The organism is Providencia sp., assembly GCF_040396775.1.
In the GTDB taxonomy this organism is placed as follows: domain Bacteria; phylum Pseudomonadota; class Gammaproteobacteria; order Enterobacterales; family Enterobacteriaceae; genus Providencia.
Genome location: NZ_JBEBNT010000029.1, coordinates 1 through 20,584, shown reverse-complemented (window position 1 = coordinate 20,584; position 20,584 = coordinate 1). Strand labels below are relative to the sequence as shown.

The 20,584-nt window shown below is 44.4% G+C and carries 18 protein-coding genes, 1 pseudogene and 1 riboswitch; of the genes and pseudogenes, 14 read left to right on the top strand and 5 right to left on the bottom strand.

Annotated elements, in window-relative coordinates; all coding sequences use genetic code 11:
• Positions 1 to 2 precede the first annotated feature (2 nt).
• The 11 genes from ABWP91_RS19125 to thiH all read left to right on the top strand — a co-directional run bounded on the left by ABWP91_RS19125 (position 3) and on the right by thiH (position 10,303).
• A complete protein-coding gene (locus ABWP91_RS19125) occupies positions 3 to 818 on the top strand; it encodes an alkaline phosphatase family protein (RefSeq protein ID WP_353244589.1) in 816 nt (271 codons plus the stop codon).
• Entirely contained in the window at positions 818 to 1,720 is a 903-nt protein-coding gene (locus tag ABWP91_RS19120) for an ABC transporter permease (RefSeq protein ID WP_353244599.1), read from the top strand. Before ABWP91_RS19125 ends, ABWP91_RS19120 begins: the two co-directional genes overlap by 1 nt.
• Positions 1,710 to 2,534, top strand: a complete 825-nt coding sequence (locus tag ABWP91_RS19115) for an ABC transporter permease (protein WP_353244588.1) — start codon at positions 1,710 to 1,712, stop codon at positions 2,532 to 2,534. Before ABWP91_RS19120 ends, ABWP91_RS19115 begins: the two co-directional genes overlap by 11 nt.
• Positions 2,534 to 3,550: an ABC transporter ATP-binding protein gene (locus tag ABWP91_RS19110; protein WP_353244598.1), complete on the top strand. Its 1,017-nt coding sequence runs from the start codon at positions 2,534 to 2,536 to the stop codon at positions 3,548 to 3,550. Before ABWP91_RS19115 ends, ABWP91_RS19110 begins: the two co-directional genes overlap by 1 nt.
• Positions 3,551 to 3,568: 18 nt before the next feature.
• Positions 3,569 to 4,231, top strand: a complete 663-nt coding sequence (locus tag ABWP91_RS19105; protein WP_353244587.1) for an HAD family hydrolase — start codon at positions 3,569 to 3,571, stop codon at positions 4,229 to 4,231.
• A 267-nt stretch (positions 4,232 to 4,498) separates the two neighbouring features.
• A riboswitch (TPP riboswitch) is annotated at positions 4,499 to 4,610 on the top strand.
• Between the two features lie 146 nt (positions 4,611 to 4,756).
• A complete protein-coding gene (thiC, locus tag ABWP91_RS19100) occupies positions 4,757 to 6,742 on the top strand; it encodes a phosphomethylpyrimidine synthase ThiC (protein WP_353244586.1) in 1,986 nt (661 codons plus the stop codon).
• Complete coding sequence (gene thiE / locus ABWP91_RS19095) at positions 6,726 to 7,391, top strand: thiamine phosphate synthase (protein ID WP_353244585.1); 666 nt, start codon at positions 6,726 to 6,728, stop codon at positions 7,389 to 7,391. Before thiC ends, thiE begins: the two co-directional genes overlap by 17 nt.
• 74 nt (positions 7,392 to 7,465) lie before the next feature.
• Positions 7,466 to 8,224: a HesA/MoeB/ThiF family protein gene (locus tag ABWP91_RS19090; protein WP_353244584.1), complete on the top strand. Its 759-nt coding sequence runs from the start codon at positions 7,466 to 7,468 to the stop codon at positions 8,222 to 8,224.
• Positions 8,212 to 8,412 (top strand): sulfur carrier protein ThiS, encoded by a 201-nt coding sequence (gene thiS / locus ABWP91_RS19085; protein WP_353244583.1) that lies wholly within the window; start codon positions 8,212 to 8,214, stop codon positions 8,410 to 8,412. The genes ABWP91_RS19090 and thiS overlap by 13 nt, the downstream gene beginning before the upstream one ends.
• Positions 8,413 to 8,414: 2 nt before the next feature.
• On the top strand, positions 8,415 to 9,185 hold the full coding sequence (locus tag ABWP91_RS19080; protein ID WP_353244582.1) for a thiazole synthase: 771 nt from the start codon (positions 8,415 to 8,417) through the stop codon (positions 9,183 to 9,185).
• Complete coding sequence (gene thiH, locus ABWP91_RS19075; RefSeq protein WP_353244581.1) at positions 9,182 to 10,303, top strand: 2-iminoacetate synthase ThiH; 1,122 nt, start codon at positions 9,182 to 9,184, stop codon at positions 10,301 to 10,303. The genes ABWP91_RS19080 and thiH overlap by 4 nt, the downstream gene beginning before the upstream one ends.
• Positions 10,304 to 10,362: 59 nt before the next feature.
• Here thiH and ABWP91_RS19070 read toward each other — a convergent pair.
• The 3 genes and pseudogenes from ABWP91_RS19070 to ABWP91_RS19060 form a co-directional block, all read right to left on the bottom strand.
• A pseudogene (locus ABWP91_RS19070) lies at positions 10,363 to 10,642 on the bottom strand (type II toxin-antitoxin system RelE family toxin).
• Positions 10,632 to 10,883 carry a type II toxin-antitoxin system Phd/YefM family antitoxin gene (locus tag ABWP91_RS19065; protein ID WP_353244580.1) on the bottom strand — a complete coding sequence of 84 codons (252 nt, stop codon included), beginning with the start codon at positions 10,881 to 10,883 and terminating at the stop codon, positions 10,632 to 10,634. Before ABWP91_RS19065 ends, ABWP91_RS19070 begins: the two are co-directional and overlap by 11 nt.
• 84 nt (positions 10,884 to 10,967) lie before the next feature.
• Entirely contained in the window at positions 10,968 to 12,269 is a 1,302-nt protein-coding gene (locus ABWP91_RS19060; RefSeq protein ID WP_353244579.1) for a uracil/xanthine transporter, read from the bottom strand.
• 787 nt (positions 12,270 to 13,056) lie between these two features.
• Between ABWP91_RS19060 and pepT the strand changes: the two genes are divergently transcribed.
• Positions 13,057 to 14,310: a peptidase T gene (gene pepT / locus ABWP91_RS19055; RefSeq protein WP_353244578.1), complete on the top strand. Its 1,254-nt coding sequence runs from the start codon at positions 13,057 to 13,059 to the stop codon at positions 14,308 to 14,310.
• Positions 14,307 to 15,680: a C4-dicarboxylate transporter DcuC gene (dcuC, locus tag ABWP91_RS19050; protein ID WP_353244577.1), complete on the top strand. Its 1,374-nt coding sequence runs from the start codon at positions 14,307 to 14,309 to the stop codon at positions 15,678 to 15,680. The genes pepT and dcuC overlap by 4 nt, the downstream gene beginning before the upstream one ends.
• 69 nt (positions 15,681 to 15,749) lie before the next feature.
• Here dcuC and ABWP91_RS19045 read toward each other — a convergent pair whose 3' ends face one another.
• Positions 15,750 to 16,667: a VWA domain-containing protein gene (locus tag ABWP91_RS19045; protein ID WP_353244597.1), complete on the bottom strand. Its 918-nt coding sequence runs from the start codon at positions 16,665 to 16,667 to the stop codon at positions 15,750 to 15,752.
• A gap of 490 nt (positions 16,668 to 17,157) precedes the next feature.
• On the opposite strand from ABWP91_RS19045, the gene ABWP91_RS19040 reads away from it, so the two are divergent.
• Entirely contained in the window at positions 17,158 to 17,664 is a 507-nt protein-coding gene (locus ABWP91_RS19040; RefSeq protein WP_353244576.1) for a pyridoxamine 5'-phosphate oxidase family protein, read from the top strand.
• A gap of 85 nt (positions 17,665 to 17,749) precedes the next feature.
• Here the strand turns inward: ABWP91_RS19040 and ABWP91_RS19035 are convergent.
• The coding region (locus tag ABWP91_RS19035) for a DNA-directed RNA polymerase subunit beta' (RefSeq protein WP_353244575.1) at positions 17,750 to 20,584 on the bottom strand (2,835 nt) is incomplete at its 5' end.

Genomic DNA, 20,584 nt, shown 5'->3' with positions numbered 1-20,584 from the left:
TGATGTCTGAGAAAGTCATACTTGTTGTCCTAGACGGTTTAAGTTATTCAGTAGCCCATCATTGCATGGGCTATCTCAATGGACTCATCAACGCCGACAGCGCAACACTTTACCAGTTGGAGTGCGAACTCCCTTCCATGTCTCGCCCGCTATATGAATGCATTTTAACGGGTGTACCGCCAGTCAAAAGCGGGGTCGTCAACAATGAAGTTGTACGCTTATCCCACTTTGACAGCATTTTCTCTCTCGCGCGTCTTGCGGGTAAAACTACTGCCGCCGCCGCTTATTATTGGGTGAGCGAGCTCTATAACCGCGCCCCCTTTGTAGCGACTCGAGACCGTTTTACGCATGATGAACTGCTTACTATTCAGCACGGCTGCTTTTACCACGCAGACAGCTACCCCGATGACCATCTCTTTCTGGATGCAGAATATTTGCGTAGTCAATTTAACCCTGATTTCTTGTTGATTCACCCAATGAATATCGATGATACAGGGCATAAGTTTGGGTTTGATTCACCGCAATACCGCAATGCAGCTCGCCACGCAGATATTATTTTATCGAATTACATCCCAACATGGATTGAACAAGGCTATCAAGTTCTTGTCACAAGCGACCATGGTATGAACAATGATCGTAGCCATGGCGGCACACTTCCTGAAGAGTGTTTGGTTCCGCTGTTTGTTATCGGTTCAAAGTTTGCCCATCACCCTTGCGATATTCAGCAAACCGATATTTGTGGCACGGTCTGCCGTTTATTGGGTATCGACCCACTCGATAAATCGGTGTGTGATGCGCTATTACGAGGAGATGCATGATGGCAGATCTCACTGCACCTTACGAGCAAACCCAACCACAGCTGGGGAAAATGGCCATGTTAAAAAAAACCTTTGCCCGTTTTCATTGGCGCGCGGCATTATTATTGCTGCCCTTTTTTGTGCTGTTTGGCCTATTTCAAATCGCCCCGATGATTTGGGTGCTTATCAACAGCTTTATCTATGAGGAAGTCTGGTCCATCGGTAATTACCTTGAAGTATTTGCCAATGATTTTTACCTGCAAGCCTTCGAAAACACCTTATGGTTATCATTAATTTGTAGCGTGATCGGTTTGTTTATCGCCAGTGTTACCGCCTTTTCTATCTACAAGATGCAAGGCAAGGTTCGCCGAATGATGATTTCATTCACCACCATGGCAAGCAACTTTAGCGGCGTTCCCTTAGCTTTCGCGTTTATCATTATTTTGGGCTTTAATGGCGCAATCACGTTGCAGCTCAAAGCATGGGGAATTATTGAAGATTTTAATATCTATAGCGCCAGCGGTTTAATGCTGTTGTATGTTTATTTTCAAATCCCACTCGGTGTGTTGTTGCTCTATCCTGCCTTTGATGCCCTCAAACCTGAATGGGAAGATGCGGCAAAAACCATGGGAGCCAGCAAATTAACCTATTGGTTAAAGGTCGCGATTCCGGTGCTTTCCCCTGCTTTACTCGGCACGTTTATTATCTTAATTGCCAATGCGATGGGCGCGTATGCCAGTACTTATGCCTTAACCAGCGGTAACTACAACCTTGTGACCATCCGTATTGCCAGTTTAGTATCTGGTGATTTATTCCTCGAGCCAAATATGGCGGCAGCGTTATCTGTTCTGCTTATCGCTATCTTAGGGTTTATCACTGGGATCCATCATTGGTTAATCAAGCGGAGCTACCATGCAAAATAACAATGCGATTAGCCCAGTGATAACGAATAAGAATGCTGGATTATGGTTTCATAAGTTAGTGTTAATCAGTGTTGCCAGCTTATTAGCGCTGCCGATTATTGCCACATTTTTGTATTCCATTGCCAGCTCTTGGGGAGCAACCGTACTACCCGATGCGTTGTCCATTAAATGGTATCTGCAATTATGGCAAGACCCGCGCTTTTTAATGGCATTTGGCCGTTCGTTGATTATCTGTTTTGGCACACTGTTAATCAGTACCTTGGTCATTTTACCAATGACATTTGCGGTGTTTTATCGCTTTCCAAAGCTAAAAGGGTTGATGGATTTATTGATTATCCTGCCTTTCGCAATCCCCCCTGTGGTGTCATCCGTCGGCTTGTTACAAATTTTTGCAGACGAACCATTTATGTTAGTGGGCACGCCATGGATCTTAATTGGCACCTATTTCACCATCACATTGCCATTTATGTACCGCGCCCTCGCCAATAGTTTTCAAGGTATTAACTTACATGACCTGATGGATGCCGCGCATTTATTAGGTGCGAATACCTTTAACGCTTTCATGATGATTGTGCTACCAAATATCCGCAAAGGTATGTTGGTTTCATTATTAATTTCATTTTCATTTTTAATGGGTGAGTTTGTGTTTGCTAATATTTTAGTGGGAACACGCTATGAGACCTTGCAAATCTACTTGTTCAATATGCGCCAAACCAGTGGGCACTTCACTTCCGCATTGGTGATGTCTTACTTCTTATTTACGTTATTGCTGACGTGGTTAGCGATGCGTTTGAATCGTTCAGGAGATGAATGATGAGCTATGTGATTGCTGAAAATTTAACGAAATCCTTCGGGTCAAATCAGGTCTTTGCGGATATTCAATTCACCATTGAAAAAGGCGAATTTATTACCCTATTGGGGCCGAGTGGTTGTGGGAAATCCACTTTATTACGCTGTATCGCAGGCCTCGAGCAACCGAATAGTGGTGAGCTTTATATTAACCGCAAAAATATTACCCATCAGCCTGCCCAGCAACGTGGCGTGGGCATGGTGTTTCAAAGCTATGCGCTTTTTCCCAATATGACCGTCGCAGACAATATCGCCTTCGGCTTAAAAATGCGTAAAATCGATAGCAACGAAAGAGCTAAAGCCGTTGCAGAAGTTATCGAAATGGTTGAGTTGCAAGGAAAAGAACAGCAATTTCCTCACCAATTATCCGGCGGGCAGCGCCAACGCGTGGCACTGGCGAGGGCGCTCGTGATGAAACCGCAAATTTTGTTGCTCGATGAGCCGTTATCCGCCCTTGATGCGCGTATTCGTAAGCATTTGCGCCAGCAAATTCGTCATATTCAGCGGGAGCTTGGGCTAACGACCATTTTTGTTACCCATGACCAAGACGAAGCGATGATCATGTCCGATAGGATCTTTTTGATGAATAAAGGGCAGATCGTACAAAGCGATACAGCAGAGAATATTTATACCCAGCCTGCCTCCGAGTTTGTTGCTCGCTTTATGGGTCATTACAATTTGGTGGATGCTCACAAAGCCAACGCAATGTTAGGCGTCAATTTACAAGGCACCCTCGCTATCCGCCCTGAATCTATTTATGTGAAAGAAGCAGGTCGCCAATACGGGACACATATATCACACCCTGTGGATGCCGTAATTTTAGACCATCAATTGCTTGGCAATATTATTCGTTATAGCGTGAATACCCCCGCAGGGGATATGACAGTGGATTTGCTCAATCGCTCTTCTGAACGTTTATTTGAACCTGGTACCCGCCTTGAGTTAATGTTTAATAAAAATGAAATTCGTGCACTTAGCTAATCATACGATAGGAATATAATGCAAAACCAATTAGCCATTTTTGACTTAGATGATACGTTGATTCAAGGGGATAGCAGCGTATTGTGGACGCAATACCTGTGGGATAAGCAAATTATCAGTGACCCACAGTTTGTGGAAGCCGATAAAGCCATGATGGCGCAGTACAATGCAGGAACGTTGGATATGCCGACATACCTGCGTTTTAACCTGCAAACCCTCGCCAATATCAAAACAGAGCAAGTGGATATCTGGCTGGATGATTTTGTACAAAGCGTGATTTTACCGAGGATCTACCCTGAGGCGATTCAAACGATCGCCCGCTACCGCGCCAAAGGGATCCCGATTATTGTGATCTCCGCGACCGTTTCGTTTATTGTCAAAAAGATCGCGGCTAAACTCAATGCCGACGTCGCGATGGGTATCGATATTAAGCAAAAAAATGGCTGCTACACCACTGAAATTGACGGTATCCCGACCTTTAAGGAAGGTAAGGTTAAACGCCTTATGGATTGGGTTCGCCACCAGCCAATCACCGATGCGTATGTCTATTTCTACACCGACTCTGCCAATGACCTCCCTATGTGCCAATTCGCCGATGAAACCTTTATCGTTAACGGTGACTCACGCCTTCTCCAAGCCGCTAATGAAAATAATTGGCCGCAATATCAGTGGAATTTATAAACCTTATTTTTCTCCCAACCTTGATTTCAATTTTTTAGATTTTAACTAACTTGCCTTTCAAAGGTTCCTCTAAATTATTCGTGCTAGAGGAAGGAGGTGAATAATGACGAGGAAATAACCTTATTCCTCTTTCCTCTAAATAATTCAAGTGAGAAGAAGGCGGCAAGCGAGGATATCCCAAGGAGCATACACAAGTATGTGACTTGGGGAGCCGAATGCAGCCAACGCACTTATCGCTTGAAGAATAACGAGAAAAGCTTATACTGAAATCTCTTGTCGGAGTGCCTAGTATGCATAGCATCAGGCTGAGACCGTTAATTCGGGATCCGCGGAACCTGATCGGGTTAATACCCGCGAAGGGAACAAGAGTAATCACTCAGCGCCATTTTTGCCATTTCCCGTTTGGTGAAAATTTAAACGCAACGTCTTTTTATTACTCCTCCGAACTCCTGACAAGCAACTTTCTTTCGATAAACCCGCTTGGTGCGTTTTGCATCATAGCCGTGACAATGTCAGGAAATTGCTATGTCCAATATTACAAATAATGTTATACCGACCGCTGATTTATCCCCACAAGCTGCACCTGCTCGCACACGTAAAGCCCAACGTGACGCCGCTGAAAACTTTATCAACACAGTTTCTGGCGTTTCATTTCCCAATTCTGAACGTATTTATCTTCAAGGTTCGAGAGACGATATCCAAGTCCCAATGCGTGAAATCCAGCTTTCGCAAACCCTTATTGGTGGCGACAAAGACAACCCGCAATTTGAAGACAACGAACCCGTTCCTATCTATGACACTTCAGGCCCTTATGGCGACCCAACATCAGAACTCAACGTTCATAAAGGCCTGAAAAAAATTCGCGCACCGTGGATAAACGAACGCTCAGACACTACCAAAGTAGAAAACTTAAGCTCTGATTTCACGCAACAGCGACTTGCCGATGCAGGCCTCGACCACTTGCGCTTTAACAACCGCCCACACCCATTAAAAGCACAAGCCAACAAATGCGTCACCCAACTTCACTACGCTCGTAAAGGCATCATTACCCCAGAAATGGAATTTATCGCTATCCGCGAGAATATGGGCCGTGAACGTATTCGTGGTGAAGTTCTGCTGCAACAGCATCCAGGGCAAGGCTTTGGGGCTAATTTACCCGAAAATATTACCCCTGATTTCGTTCGCCAAGAAGTCGCCGCAGGCCGTGCCATCATCCCTGCCAATATTAATCACCCTGAATCTGAACCAATGATCATTGGCCGTAACTTCTTAGTGAAAGTGAACGCCAATATCGGTAACTCGTCGGTCACTTCATCCATCGAAGAAGAAGTGGAAAAACTGATTTGGTCAACGCGTTGGGGAGCAGATACCGTAATGGATTTGTCCACAGGCCGCTACATCCATGAAACCCGTGAATGGATTTTACGTAATAGCCCAGTACCCATCGGCACCGTGCCAATCTACCAAGCCCTTGAAAAAGTCAATGGCGTAGCCGAAAACCTGACGTGGGAAATGTTCCGCGACACGTTATTAGAACAAGCCGAGCAAGGCGTTGACTACTTTACTATCCACGCTGGAGTCTTGCTGCGTTACGTGCCAATGACAGCTAAACGCTTGACGGGTATTGTCTCACGCGGTGGTTCTATCATGGCAAAATGGTGTCTATCACATCACCAAGAAAATTTCCTGTACGAAAACTTCCGCGAAATCTGTGAAATTTGTGCCGCTTACGACGTTTCCTTGTCATTAGGCGATGGTTTACGTCCGGGTTCCATCCAAGATGCCAACGATGCAGCACAATTTGCCGAGCTTCATACCCTTGGCGAGTTAACCAAAATTGCGTGGGAATATGACGTCCAAGTGATGATTGAAGGCCCCGGTCACGTACCGATGCAGATGATCCGCCGCAACATGACGGAAGAATTGGAACATTGCCACGAAGCCCCATTCTATACCTTAGGCCCTCTCACGACCGATATTGCACCGGGTTATGACCACTTTACCTCAGGCATTGGCGCGGCAATGATCGGCTGGTTTGGTTGTGCAATGCTCTGTTATGTCACACCAAAAGAGCATTTGGGCTTGCCGAACAAAGACGATGTTAAACAAGGGCTTATCACCTATAAAATTGCGGCGCACGCAGCTGACCTTGCCAAAGGCCACCCAGGCGCACAGATTCGCGATAATGCCATGTCGAAAGCACGTTTCGAATTCCGCTGGGAAGACCAGTTTAACTTGGCATTAGACCCCGAAACTGCACGTAAATACCACGATGAAACCTTGCCGCAAGCTTCGGGGAAAATTGCCCATTTTTGCTCAATGTGCGGCCCGAAATTCTGCTCGATGAAAATCTCCCAAGAAGTGCGTGATTACGCAGCCCAAAAAGAGGCAAACGAAAAGGAAGCGGGTATGGAACAGATGTCTGAAGCTTTCCGTGCCCACGGTAGCGAGCTATACCATGGCGCAGAAATTGTGAACGCAGAGGTCACTGATAATGAAAAAATCGCCTAACGCTATTATTGTGCCAGCAACGCCATTTCCAGAGACTGAGCAATACCTCGGCCTTTACCCTGTTGTTGATTCCGTTGAATGGATTGAACGCCTGCTTAGTGCAGGTGTTTCCACCCTCCAATTACGCATCAAAGACAAAGCGGATACTGACGTGCGTGATGATATCCAAAAATCTATTGCTTTGGGTAAAAAACATAACGCACGGTTATTTATCAACGACTACTGGCGCTTAGCCGTAGAGTTTGGTGCCTACGGCGTACACCTTGGCCAAGAGGATTTGGAAACCACTGATTTGCTGGCAATTCACCAAGCAGGGCTTCGGTTAGGCATTTCCACTCACGATGAACATGAGTTAGCCATCGCCAAATCCGTGCGTCCCTCTTACATTGCCATGGGGCATATTTTCCCCACACAAACCAAAGAGATGCCATCGTCCCCCCAAGGGCTGGAAACCCTTAAAGCAATGGTAGAGGTAACGCCAGATTACCCCACTGTCGCCATTGGTGGAATTTCCATTGACCGTGTTCCCGCTGTTTTAGCGACCGGTGTTGGCAGTGTGGCACTGGTCAGTGCAATCACCAAAGCCGATGATTGGCAGGCAGCCACTGAAACGTTACTGAATTTAATTGAGCGTCATCGCGCTTGTTAATTAATTCATAATCAAATAATTAGCCGTGTATTTAGTGAAATAGACACACGGCTGATAATTCGAGGAATTTAATCATGTTAAGTGACCAAGAATTCATGCGTTACAGCCGCCAGCTATTACTTGAAGACGTTAGCCCTGAAGGGCAACAGAAACTGAAAAATAGCAAAGTGCTGATTGTCGGTTTAGGTGGGTTAGGCTCCCCCGCTTCCCTCTACTTAGCCGGTGCTGGCGTTGGCGAGTTATGGCTAGCTGACCACGATGATTTGCATGTCTCTAATTTACAAAGACAAGTACTTTACGATACAGATGATATCGAGCAGTCAAAAGCCCAATTAGCCGCCCAAAGGCTTCGCCAACTTAATCCGCTAGTGAAAACGCGGGCAATTGTGCAGAAATTAGAGATTGAGACGTTAATCCCCCTCGTAGAGCAAGTCGATTTAGTACTTGATTGCTGCGATAACATGGCAACGCGCCATGCTGTCAATGCCGCCTGTGTCATCACTAACACACCTCTCGTTAGTGGTAGTGCGGTGGGCTTTGGTGGACAGCTGATGGTACTCGAACCGCCGTTTAGTTCAGGGTGTTATGCCTGCCTTTATCCCGACCAAGATGAACCTGAGCGTAACTGCCGTACCGCTGGGGTATTGGGGCCTGTTGTTGGCGTTATCGGTACGCTACAAGCCCTTGAAGCCCTTAAATTACTTGTCGGGTTGCCTTCATCCTTAAGTGGGAAATTACGCTTATTCGATGGAAAACAACAACAATGGAACACATTGCAGCTTACGCCATCGTTGCAATGTCCAGTTTGTCGGGAAGAAGCATGCATATCCTAATTAATGACCAAAATATGACGCTTGATGCCCCACTGACCGTCAAGCAGTTGTTTGAGGCGCTAGGCCGCTCCACTGCGGGTACCGCACTGGCCATCAACCAAGTCATCATTCCAAAGAGTCAGTGGGATTCTCATCTCATTAATGACCAAGACAATATCTTGTTATTTCAAGCTATCGCAGGGGGCTAACCATGCTAAAAATCGCTGATGTGACCTTTCAATCACGCCTATTTACGGGAACAGGGAAGTTTGCCAATGCCACGTTAATGCAAGAGTCTATTCAAGCCTCAGGTAGCCAATTAGTCACCATGGCGATGAAGCGAATTAACCTGCGCGGGCAGGATGATGGTATTTTGCAGCCACTTCAAGAGCTTGGCGTAAAGCTTTTACCCAATACATCCGGGGCAAAAAACGCCCAAGAAGCCGTTTTTGCTGCACGACTGGCGCGAGAAGCCCTTGGTACCCATTGGGTCAAACTCGAAATTCACCCTGACATGCGCTATCTATTGCCTGACCCTATCGAAACACTGCTAGCAGCGGAGCAACTGGTCAAAGAGGGGTTTGTGGTATTGCCTTATTGCAGTGCAGACCCCGTGCTATGCCGCCGTCTTGAAGAAGTTGGCTGCGCAGCGGTCATGCCATTAGGTGCCCCTATCGGTACCAATAAAGGTTTAGCCACCAAAGAGATGCTGCGAATTATTATCGAACAAGCCACCGTGCCTGTTGTGGTAGATGCTGGGATTGGTGCGCCAAGCCACGCCGCAGAAGCTATCGAGATGGGGGCAGATGCCGTACTGGTGAATACGGCGATTGCCGTTGCCAAGCAACCTGCTTTAATGGCAAAAGCCTTTAAACTGGCTGTCGAAGCTGCCGAATTGGCTTATCAAAGTGGCTTAGCGGCACCGAAACAGCAGGCGCAAGCATCCAGCCCACTCACCAGCTTTTTGGGGGCATTATCATGATCCCCCACTTCCAAGAGCGCTTAAATGCACTAGATTGGGACGATACTACGCTGCGAATTAACAGCAAAACTGCCCACGATGTAGAACACGCTTTAGCCAGTGATATCCTCACCCTCGATGATTTTATGGCACTGCTCTCCCCTGCGGGGCGGCCTTACGTTGAAGCGATGGCGCAAAAAGCACAACGGCTTACTCGCCAACGTTTTGGCCACGCAGTTGGGTTTTACGTCCCGCTTTATTTGTCGAACCTCTGCGCAAACGATTGTACTTACTGTGGTTTTTCGATGAGCAACAAAATCAAACGTAAAACACTCAATGACGTTGAGATTGTCAATGAGTGCGAAACGATCCGTAAAATTGGGTTTGATAGCTTATTGTTGGTCACAGGGGAACACCAAAGTAAAGTGGGGATGGATTACTTCCGCCATACTTTGCCTATCATTCGCCCTTATTTCAGTTCATTGATGATGGAAGTGCAGCCCTTAAGCACTGAAGAATATAAGGAATTGAAAACACTGGGGTTAGATGGTGTGATGGTTTACCAAGAAACGTACCACGAGCCAACCTACCAACTGCATCACCTCAAGGGTAAAAAGCAAGATTTCCACTGGCGTTTAGCCACCCCTGAACGCCTTGGCGAGGCTGGTGTAGATAAAATCGGCCTTGGCGCATTAATTGGTTTATCTAACAGTTGGCGCACCGATTGCTACATGGTGGCCGAGCATTTGCTGTATTTGCAGCAATATTATTGGCAAAGCCGCTATTCCATTTCATTTCCGCGTTTGCGTCCTTGTGCAGGTGGCGTCGAGCCTGCATCACTGATGAATGAAGCGGAATTGGTTCAACTCATTTGCGCCTTTCGCTTACTAGCCCCCAATGTTGAGCTTTCACTGTCGACTCGTGAGTCCCCGTATTTTCGCGACCATGTGGTGCCACTCGCGATTAATAATGTCAGCGCAGGCTCAAAGACCCAACCAGGGGGTTACGCAGATACCAAAGAAGAGTTAGAACAGTTTTCACCAAACGATAATCGCAGTGCTGCACAAGTGGCAAATGCCCTTGTACAAGCGGGGTTACAACCCGTTTGGAAAGATTGGGATGACTATTTAGGGCGTTAAACTTAAAGGGCTAACGCAATGTTAGCCCTTTAATTGCCTATGCCTTAGAACGTCTAGTGTTAACGTTCATCAGAAGAAAAGTAAACCGCATTCCCCTCTCTTTTACTGATAGCAATAACCAGTAAAACAATTTTGTCCTCGATCACTTCATAAACTAAGCGGTAGCCTAATGAGCGTAGCTTTATTTTATAACGATTGTGTTTACCACTAAGTTGAGCTGATGGCACAAAAGGATTTTCAAGGCGTTCCGCTAATTTTTTTAAATTGATTCTGAATCGCAGGCGCTAATTTCTGCCATTCCTTTAATGCACGTTTATCAAATTCGAGTTTATAGGTCATCGAGATTTACACTAACGGTATCGAGTGATTGTACACGCTCATCTGCAATCTTATTGAGTTCTGCATCCTCTGCTAGTTCCATAAACCACGCGAATAACTCAGGCGGTACACAATAAAAAGCAGGTTCATTTCGATTAAGAATAGCAACAGGATTGCCTTCACCTTCAGCAATAATACCCATTGGATTTTTTTTCAAATCAGCAATACTTGCAGCAGTATCACTCAAAATTTGATAAGTCATGCTTTATCTCCAAACTGAAATTTCACACCCATAATGGCACTAGTAAAAGCACCTTTAAAGATGCTTTTCCGCAATACCACTTTTCTAAGCAATTTTGTCCCACTTAATGGTGTTTTCCAGAATGAGTGCAAAAATAATCCCCATTAAAAGCCCATTACCTAATAGTGAACTGAACATTGTGGGTAACGAATCTAATACCGCTGATGGTGCTGACATTAAAAATATCCCGACAAAAATCGGCAGCGCTAATCGGTAAATATTACGTGCATTTAATTTCATATCCGTCAGAAATGAGAACGACGAAAACAGCAATGGCAAATACGTGGCTAACATCACCGCGCTGCCAATCGCGAGGGGCAATGAACGGAAAAATTGTGTCAGTACGGCAATCCCCCCCACACAAAGAAAAATCACACTACCAATGACAAATGAAATACGAGAACTATCTTTTGTTTGAGTAATCAAGCCAATAGAAGAGACGAAAGGCGAGAAAGGCACAATGCCCAGAGGTGCAGCAAGTACCGTCACGAAGCCTGACATCACAAAACTGCGTCGGTATAGTGACTTAGTCGGCTGTGAATTTGGGTAGAAGACATCGGTTCCTCGCATCGCTCCAAAGGTATTGGAGGTATTCAGAATACCTGCAAAGATAGCGGTTAAAATAATACTCACGCTAATTTCATCCGATTTACCGAGCGGAAAAAGCGCCCACGAAGAAGGAGATATAGGTAATGAACTGCTACCAAACAGTACGCTATATACCGCCCAACCGATGATAGTGCCAATCAGCAACGCGTATTTACTGATACTCGCGGGTAAATAAATAATAACCCCAATCACCAAAGCAAGCACAGCAAGGGCTAGAAAGAAAACGGGATAATTCACTGTCACTTCTACTCCGCCAACACCAAATGGAAGACCTAGCATTCCCTTTAAAAATATAGTCACCAATTGAGCACCCAGCAAAAACATAAACACCACTAACACCCCTGGCTTAAATAAGCTGGCTAGCCAACCGCCAAGCCCACTTAAACCAATTAAAATGGTGATAATCCCCGAAAGAAAAATACCTATAGCAAGGCTCCAACCAATGGTGCTAAGAGCTGTACCTTGCATCGATTCCGATAGTGTCACGGTTAAAATCGTCGCCCACCACAGCCCTGTGGGTCCTTCCATCACCGACCGCTTATGCCCTAAAAAAGCTTGTAACAAGCAGGCTAACGCAGTTAATAAAAAAGAATACTGGGTGATGGTAAAAGTGGTTTGGTCTGATAAATGAAACGCAGATTGTAATGTTGGGGGGATCACCACCGTATTACAGAAGATAAAAAAGAACCATTGAAAGCCAGAAATAATATTATTTTTTTTAATGTTAATTGAAGCCATACTGAGCCCTTGCCTTACTTTATTAAATATAGCGTATGGCCCCTTACTTCAGTTTTCTTTTTATTTCGTTAAGTAAACTCGCTAGGCACCAATTGCATCATGTCAAAAAAACACCATAGGTTCCATTAAAATAAGAGCTAACAACAGGGTATATTTGATTTTGTGATTTAACCCTATTCGTTAATCTATTTTATCTATTCATAAATAGATATTAATAATAAATTGAATCCCTCATTTTTACACACTGCTACATTTTAAGTAAATACACCTAATCATTAACGACTATAACGCCAACCTCACCGATAATTAAGTACTACCACTCAAAATTGGTTTTAAATACTAAAATATCACCTTATTTATTCATGAATAACTTTCTAAAATACTATTTAACTTTCAGAAAATCAAAATGAAAATTTAGTGACAGTCATTAAAATTAATTTAATTTCTCTAACCCAGATTATTGATAAATAGATTTTAGATAAGGAAAGATAACATCAGATGTTAAATAAAAAAACATACAGGATGGATTTATTACGCTTTAATATCAATAAATTAACATCATTAAATAGGTAAGGTATAAAGTTGCGCATTTTAATTCATTATACGAATAAAGCCAGTGTTAATTATCGATTTTATATCCCTCCTAGCATTTCTTAAAAAAATTCAACAGGTCGGATATTCAAGCTCTCTTTAATTATGATAAAAGAATAATACTGTGAAATGAGATTACAAACACAGCGATAACTAAAGTATAAAACATTCAAAATGATGTTGGAGCATGAGAATAATGAATATTGTTGACCGTTTTATTTCTTACACCAAAGTGAACACCACCACTGATCGGGAAAAAGGCGCTGCGGGGATCATGCCATCCTCCGAAGGGCAACGTGTATTAGCCAAACAGCTTGTGCAGGAGTTAGAAGCACTCGGCGTTGAATATATCAAACTGCGAGATACTGCTATTGTGACAGCCACTCTCCCCTCTAACCTTGATTACGACGTCCCAACTGTCGCATTTTTTGGTCACTTAGACACAAGCGCAGAGCAAACCAATGATACTAAAGCACAAATTTTGCCCTATACCGGTGAAGACCTGTGCATGAATAAAGAGTTAAATATTTACCTACGTAAAAGCGAGTTCCCTGAGTTGGTCAATTACATTGGCGATGACATCATTGTCACTGATGGAACCAGCTTGTTAGGTGCCGATGATAAAGCGGCTATCGCGTCGATTATGGATATGCTGCAATACTTCAAACAAAACCCAGATGTCAAACATGGCACAATCAAAGTCGGTTTTGTACCTGATGAAGAACAGGGTCTGCGCGGTGCCAAAGTGTTTGATGTGAAAGAGTTTGGTGCAGACTTTGCCTATACCCTTGATTGCTGCGGTATTGGCGAATTAGTGTATGAAAACTGGAACGCAGGGGATGCAGAGATTATCTTTACCGGTAAATCAGCTCACCCAATGTCAGCAAAAGGTAAATTAATCAACTCGTTACTAATGGCGCAAAAATTTATTGCCATGTTACCAGGTGGTGAAGCTCCTGAATATACCGAAGGTCGCGAAGGCTACTATTGGGTCAAGCAAATGTCAGGGAACAGCGCACGTACCGTGTTAAAAATGGACGTTCGTGATTTCACTGAAGAAGGCTACCGTGCACGTATGGCTTTCTTGAAAAAACTGGCTGAAAATTGTGAAGACTTGTGGGGCAAAGAAAGCGTTGTTTGCAAGTTAGCGGATCGCTATTCTAATGTGTATAACAGCCTGCAAGGTGAGAACAGCTATCCGATTGATATTGCTGTCGATGCATACCACGCCTGTGGCATTACACCGAAAGTTATCCCAATGCGCGGTGGCTATGATGGTGCGGCATTGTCGCAAAATGGCTTACCTTGCCCGAATATTTTCACTGGCGCTCATAACTTCCATTCAATCTATGAATACCTTCCAGTGAAATCTCTGTACGCAGCAAGTGATGTTCTAAAACAAGTGGTCCAGATCACCGCTGAACGCTTCAAACCAGGAGCAAAAGCATGATCCCAATTCTAACGGTTCTAATTATCGTTGTTTTGGTTGCACGGTTTATTTTGAAGGGCTACAAAGCAGAACCAGTATTATTAATTGCCGGTTTAGTGTTGATGATCTTCACCATGGCGCTGGGTTGGGGTCCAATCCTGCCTAAAAACGTCGCAACTACTGGGATAACATGGCTCGATCCATTTGAAGTTATGCGCGACCTTTTCAGTAGTCGTGCGGCAGATCTTGGTTTGATGATCATGGCATTAATGGGCTTTGCACAATATATGGACCATATCGGTGCAAATGAAGCCGTTGTTCGTGTTGCCACTAAGCCACTGAAAAACATGCGCTCACCCTATGTGTTGTTGTTTTTCTCTTTCTTATTGGCAAGTATCCTACAACTGGCAATCCCATCAGCAACGGGCCTTGCCGTGCTACTAATGGGAACCATGTTCCCGATCATGATTGGCTTAGGTTTATCGCCTGCATCTGCGGCTGGGGTTATTGCAACCTCCCTTGGTGTTGCATACACACCAACGGCCATCGATGCAATTCGTGGTGCAAAAGCCGTTGATATGTCTGTTGTTGAATATGTCCTTTACTACCAAGGCCCTGCGGCATTAGCCACTGTGCTGGTGGTGGGTATTACACATATTTTCTGGCAACGTCATTGTGACCGTAAACAAGGCTTTGTACCTGAAATCGGTAAAGCCGCTCAATCCAATGAAAAGGCGGAAAGCAAGAAATCCGTCCCAGGGTATTATGCATTTCTTCCTATGCTACCAATCGTGATGGCGGTCGGTACATCCAATTTATTCTTTGCAGGTATTCACTTAGATGTGGTGACCATTGTATTAATTGCGATGGCAATTTGTATGGTGATTGAAACCCTGCGAGTGCGTAATTTTAAATTGGTCTGTAATGGCTTCCAAACGTTCCTTAACGGAATGGGACATGCTTTTAGTAACGTTGTTGGCTTGTTAGTTGCTGCTGGGGTATTTGCTCACGGTATCAAAGTCAGTGGTGCTATCGACCAACTGATTTTAGGCGCAGAATCTGTCGGTTTGCCGCCATTTGCTATGGCAATCGTCTTTGCCCTAGTCACACTCGCTGCTGCAATTATCATGGGCTCAGGTAATGCCCCATTCTTAGCGTTTGTGGAATTAATTCCGCAAATCGCACACAGCATGGGCGTAAACCCGATTTCAATGATCCTACCAATGCAGCAAGCTTCCCATATGGGTCGTGGTATGTCCCCAGTTGCTGGGGTGATCATTGCCGTGTCCAGTGGTGCTAAGCTACAGCCTTTCGATGTGGTGAAACGAACGGCGGTGCCGCTAATGGTCGGTTTTGTTGCTCACTGCGCAATCATTGGTATCTTCTATTAGTCTATATGGCTATAAGTAAATGTAAAATAGAGGGAGATTCTCCCTCTATTTTTATTGGAAAATCAGTCATCAATGGTCACATTGGCAAGCCTTAACCGCATCATGGTGCTTGTCAGGTTCTTTTGAACAGCAAGCATCAATCGTTTTATTAATAACCTCTGCCAATGTATTAACTGTCGCTATAATCAAAGGGAGTTGTTCGCAAACTGTTGCACAACTGGATTTCTCTGTTTCTGGACGTCCCGGCGGCGTTAAGCTATCGCATAAAATTTCTTGTAAGACTAACGTGAAATTCGCTATCCCAGTAGTATAAATATACGAACGTCCCCCTGTTTTTACTGCTAAGCGCTCGTATTCTTTCGTAACTTTGTCTCGGTCACCCAATGTTGGGAAGCGGTCAATATTTGATGGGTCATCATTTGGTGTTCCTTGGTAGGTGTACACTTTTACATGGGCATTTTGTGCAACGGCAATGGCTTCATTATTTTTCAGTACTGCCGCACTGGTTAATGTTCCTCCACCCCCTTCTAAACCCTCATCTCCTAACACAAAAATCGCGCGCCGGGCGTTATCACGCCAATCAAAATAGTTACTAACATCAATGACAGCGCGGCATAAATCTTCTTTGTTGCCAGCATGGTCAATGCCATCCGCTTCTTTAAAAGGTTGTCTTGCTTGTAAGCTCCCTTGACTAACCCCCAAAGCAGTTAAATAATCACTCACTGACTGGTCGAATTTAGTGTTATCCCACGTCCCTTGAATGCCTAAAAATGTCGCTCTTAATTGTGAGGGACAATTAGCAGCCGCTTTCTCAATTGCCGCATCAATTTGCTGGCTCAGGTCATTTGATTCATCTGACATTGAGCCACTGGTATCAATGATAACGACTAAATCCAATGCAATAGAGCCACTTCCAGTGACAATCTGAGACGTATTAATCGCACCAAAAGTATTCGAAAAACCACCTTGTTGAGCCGGCAAATTCATTTTTTCATTATCAACTTGATTATTTATAATATCTTTATCCATTTAATATTCCTTTTAAATTCAAAATAAACCAAATGATTAATTCCTTTATTATTCCCTCTAAATGTTATCGAGGTTATTTATTATCACTGATTTTTATTTATCATCATCCTACAAAAATTAATAGACTCTAATAAATCTCGATATTTATATATTAGTTACTCACCTTTATATTATTTCAAATTTTTTAGACCATTCAAAAAATGAAGGTGAACTGAAAAATAAAAACCAACACAATTCAATGAATTAAAACAAGACTTAAAATAAAAAAATTCCAACACTAGATTATGTTAATCAAAATTTTTTATTTAAATACGATAACGCCCAGACTTAATATAAAAATAATATTCCTGATACGCCAACTTCAACATTCAGATATGCTCTCAATAACAGTTTATGAAGCCAAATAATGGCTATTGATTAAATTTAATTTTTAACTATAGGACTTAATATGAATTTAAAAATGCGCAGTTTACTCTTACTACAAAACACCCGCTTTTTAACACTTGCCACACAAGGTGAAGACCAATTCCCTTGGGCATCAACCGTCGAACATTGCGTTAAATTAAACCCTCTGCGCTTTATTTGGTTCTCATCTCGACAAGCCAAGCATTCTAAAAATATCCAACAAAATGAAAAGGTCAGTGGCTCATTATTTAATCATTCATTACCTGAAATGCTAAAATTTGGCCTTGATGGAATGCAATTTACAGGAAAAGCCCGCGAGTTATCTGCTATGGAGTGTGAGGACGCATTGGATGAATTTTACCCCAAATCTCCCTTTGATGAGGTTTCAACCAGTGATACTCGTATTCCACTTAATCAACTAAGTGGCAATGGACATTCACGCTTTTATGAAATCACGGTTGAGAATTTATGGATACTTGATATGCAAAGCTGGAAAGACAAACAAGAAAGCCGAAGAGTCACTGTCCCAATATCATTACTTGATAATTAATAAACTTATTTGTTAATTATCAGGCATAAAAAAACCGGCGCCTTACGACACCGGTTTCTATCAAGAGACACTTGGATATCAGAAATTAGTTCTGGTTATCGCTAGTGAAACCCGCATTTAGCAGTTCAGCTAAGTTCGCTGTTGCTTCATCTGCGCTAACTTGTGGTGCTTCCACAACGTCGTTCAGATGACGGCGACGGATACGGTCTTGGTGATATGCAAAACCAGTACCTGCTGGGATCAGACGTCCAACAATAACGTTTTCTTTCAGACCACGCAGTTCATCACGTTTACCTGCTACCGCTGCTTCTGTCAGTACGCGTGTTGTTTCTTGGAACGATGCTGCTGAGATAAAGGACTCTGTTGCCAGAGATGCTTTAGTAATACCCAACAGGTCGCGCGCGTAATTTGCTGGAATTTTACCTTCAACTTCCAGTTTACGGTTAGAAACTTTAACACGAGAGTACTCGACTTGTTCACCTTCGAGGAATTCAGAACTTCCTGCATCCGCGATTGTTACTTTACGCAGCATCTGACGAACGATAACTTCGATGTGTTTATCGTTTATCTTAACGCCTTGTAAGCGGTAAACTTCCTGAACCTCATTGGTGATATAACGCGTAACAGCGTGGACACCACGCAGGCGCAGAATATCATGTGGAGATTCTGGACCATCAGAAACAACGTCACCGCGTTCAACAATCTCACCTTCAAACACGTTGAGCTGACGCCATTTAGGGATCATCTCTTCGTACGGATCGCTACCATCTAATGGCGTGATAACCAGACGACGTTTCCCTTTGGTTTCTTTACCAAACGAGATAATACCGCTGATTTCAGCCAAGATTGCAGGCTCTTTCGGACGACGTGCTTCGAACAAGTCAGCTACGCGTGGCAGACCACCCGTGATATCTTTCGTACCCACAGATTCTTGTGGAATACGCGCTAAAGTATCACCCGCATTGATAGCAACGCCATCGTCTAACTGAACAATCGCTTTACCCGGTAAGAAGTACTGGGTTGGCATGTCTGTGTTAGGGATAAGCACATCGTTACCATTTGCGTCAATAACACGCAGAGCAGGACGCAGGTCTTTACCACCACTGGTACGTTCCGCAGAATCCAGCACGACGATTGAAGACAGACCCGTTAATTCATCCGTCTGGCGCGTCATTGATTGACCATCAAGCATGTCAGAGAAGCTGATGAAACCAGAAACTTCACTGACGACTGGCATGGTATGTGGATCCCAGTTCGCAACAGTTTCGCCACCCGTTACGGCAGCGCCATCACCTTTAGACAGGTGCGCACCGTAAGGTACTTTGTAGCTTTCTTTCGTACGACCGAATTCATCAATCAGACGCAGTTCTGTATTACGTGAAGTAATAACCAACTTGCCTTCTGAGTTCGTCACGTATTTCGCGTTGAACAGTTTCAGCGTACCTGTGTTACGTACTTGGATGCTAGATTCAGCTGCCGCACGAGATGCCGCACCACCGATGTGGAACGTACGCATCGTTAACTGTGTACCCGGCTCACCGATTGATTGTGCCGCGATAACACCGATAGCTTCACCTTTGTTAATGATATGACCACGAGCAAGGTCACGACCATAACAGTGTGCACACACACCGAAGTCTGTTTCACAGCTTACAACTGAACGCACTTTCACGCTGTCGACGGAGTTAGCTTCTAACAGGTCACACAGTTTTTCGTGAAGCAGAGTGTTACGTGGAACCAGAATGTCCGCTGTACCTGGGATCAGGATATCTTCAGCAGTCACACGACCCAATACACGCTCACGCAGTGGTTCTTTAACGTCACCACCCTCGATAACCGGAGTCATCAGGATACCTTCGTGAGTTCCACAGTCGTCTTCAGTCACAACCAAGTCCTGTGCAACGTCAACTAAACGACGAGTCAGATAACCGGAGTTTGCTGTTTTCAATGCGGTATCGGCAAGACCTTTACGCGCACCATGCGTCGAAATAAAGTACTGGAGAACGTTCAGACCTTCACGGAAGTTTGCCGTGATTGGTGTTTCGATTATGGAGCCATCTGGCTTAGCCATCAGACCACGCATACCCGCCAACTGACGAATCTGAGCGGCGGAACCACGAGCACCGGAGTCGGCCATCATAAAGATACTGTTGAAAGAAACTTGTTGTTCCTCGACGCCATCACGGTTGATAACGGATTCAGTCGACAAGTTTTCCATCATTGCTTTAGCAACACGTTCGTTTGCCGCTGCCCAGATATCGATAACTTTGTTGTAACGTTCGCCTGCTGTAACCAGACCAGACTGGAACTGTTCCTGAATTTCTGCCACTTCTGCTTCTGCTTCGGCGATGATCCCAGCTTTTTTCTCTGGAATAACCATATCGTCGATACCAACTGATGCACCTGAACGTGCCGCATAGGCAAATCCGGTATACATGATTTGGTCAGCAAAAATAACCGTAGGTTTCAGGCCCAGAACACGGTAACAGGTGTTCAGCATTTTAGAGATCGCTTTCTTACCTAACGCTTGGTTAACCAGCGCGTAAGGCAGACCTTTTGGTACGATCATCCATAAAATTGCACGACCAACCGTGGTATCAACTAACCCCGTGTTGATAGTGATGTTACCTTCCGAATCTTTCACTTCTTCAGTGATACGGACTTTAACGCGGGCATGCAGTGAAGCATGACCTGAACGGTAAACACGCTCAGCTTCTTTAGGACCGGCTAATACCATGCCCTCGCCTTTCGCATTTACACAGTCACGAGTCATGTAGTAGAGACCCAATACAACGTCCTGTGAAGGAACGATGATAGGCTCACCACTTGCTGGTGACAGGATGTTGTTGGTTGACATCATCAACGCACGCGCTTCTAACTGAGCTTCCAGAGTCAGAGGAACGTGTACCGCCATTTGGTC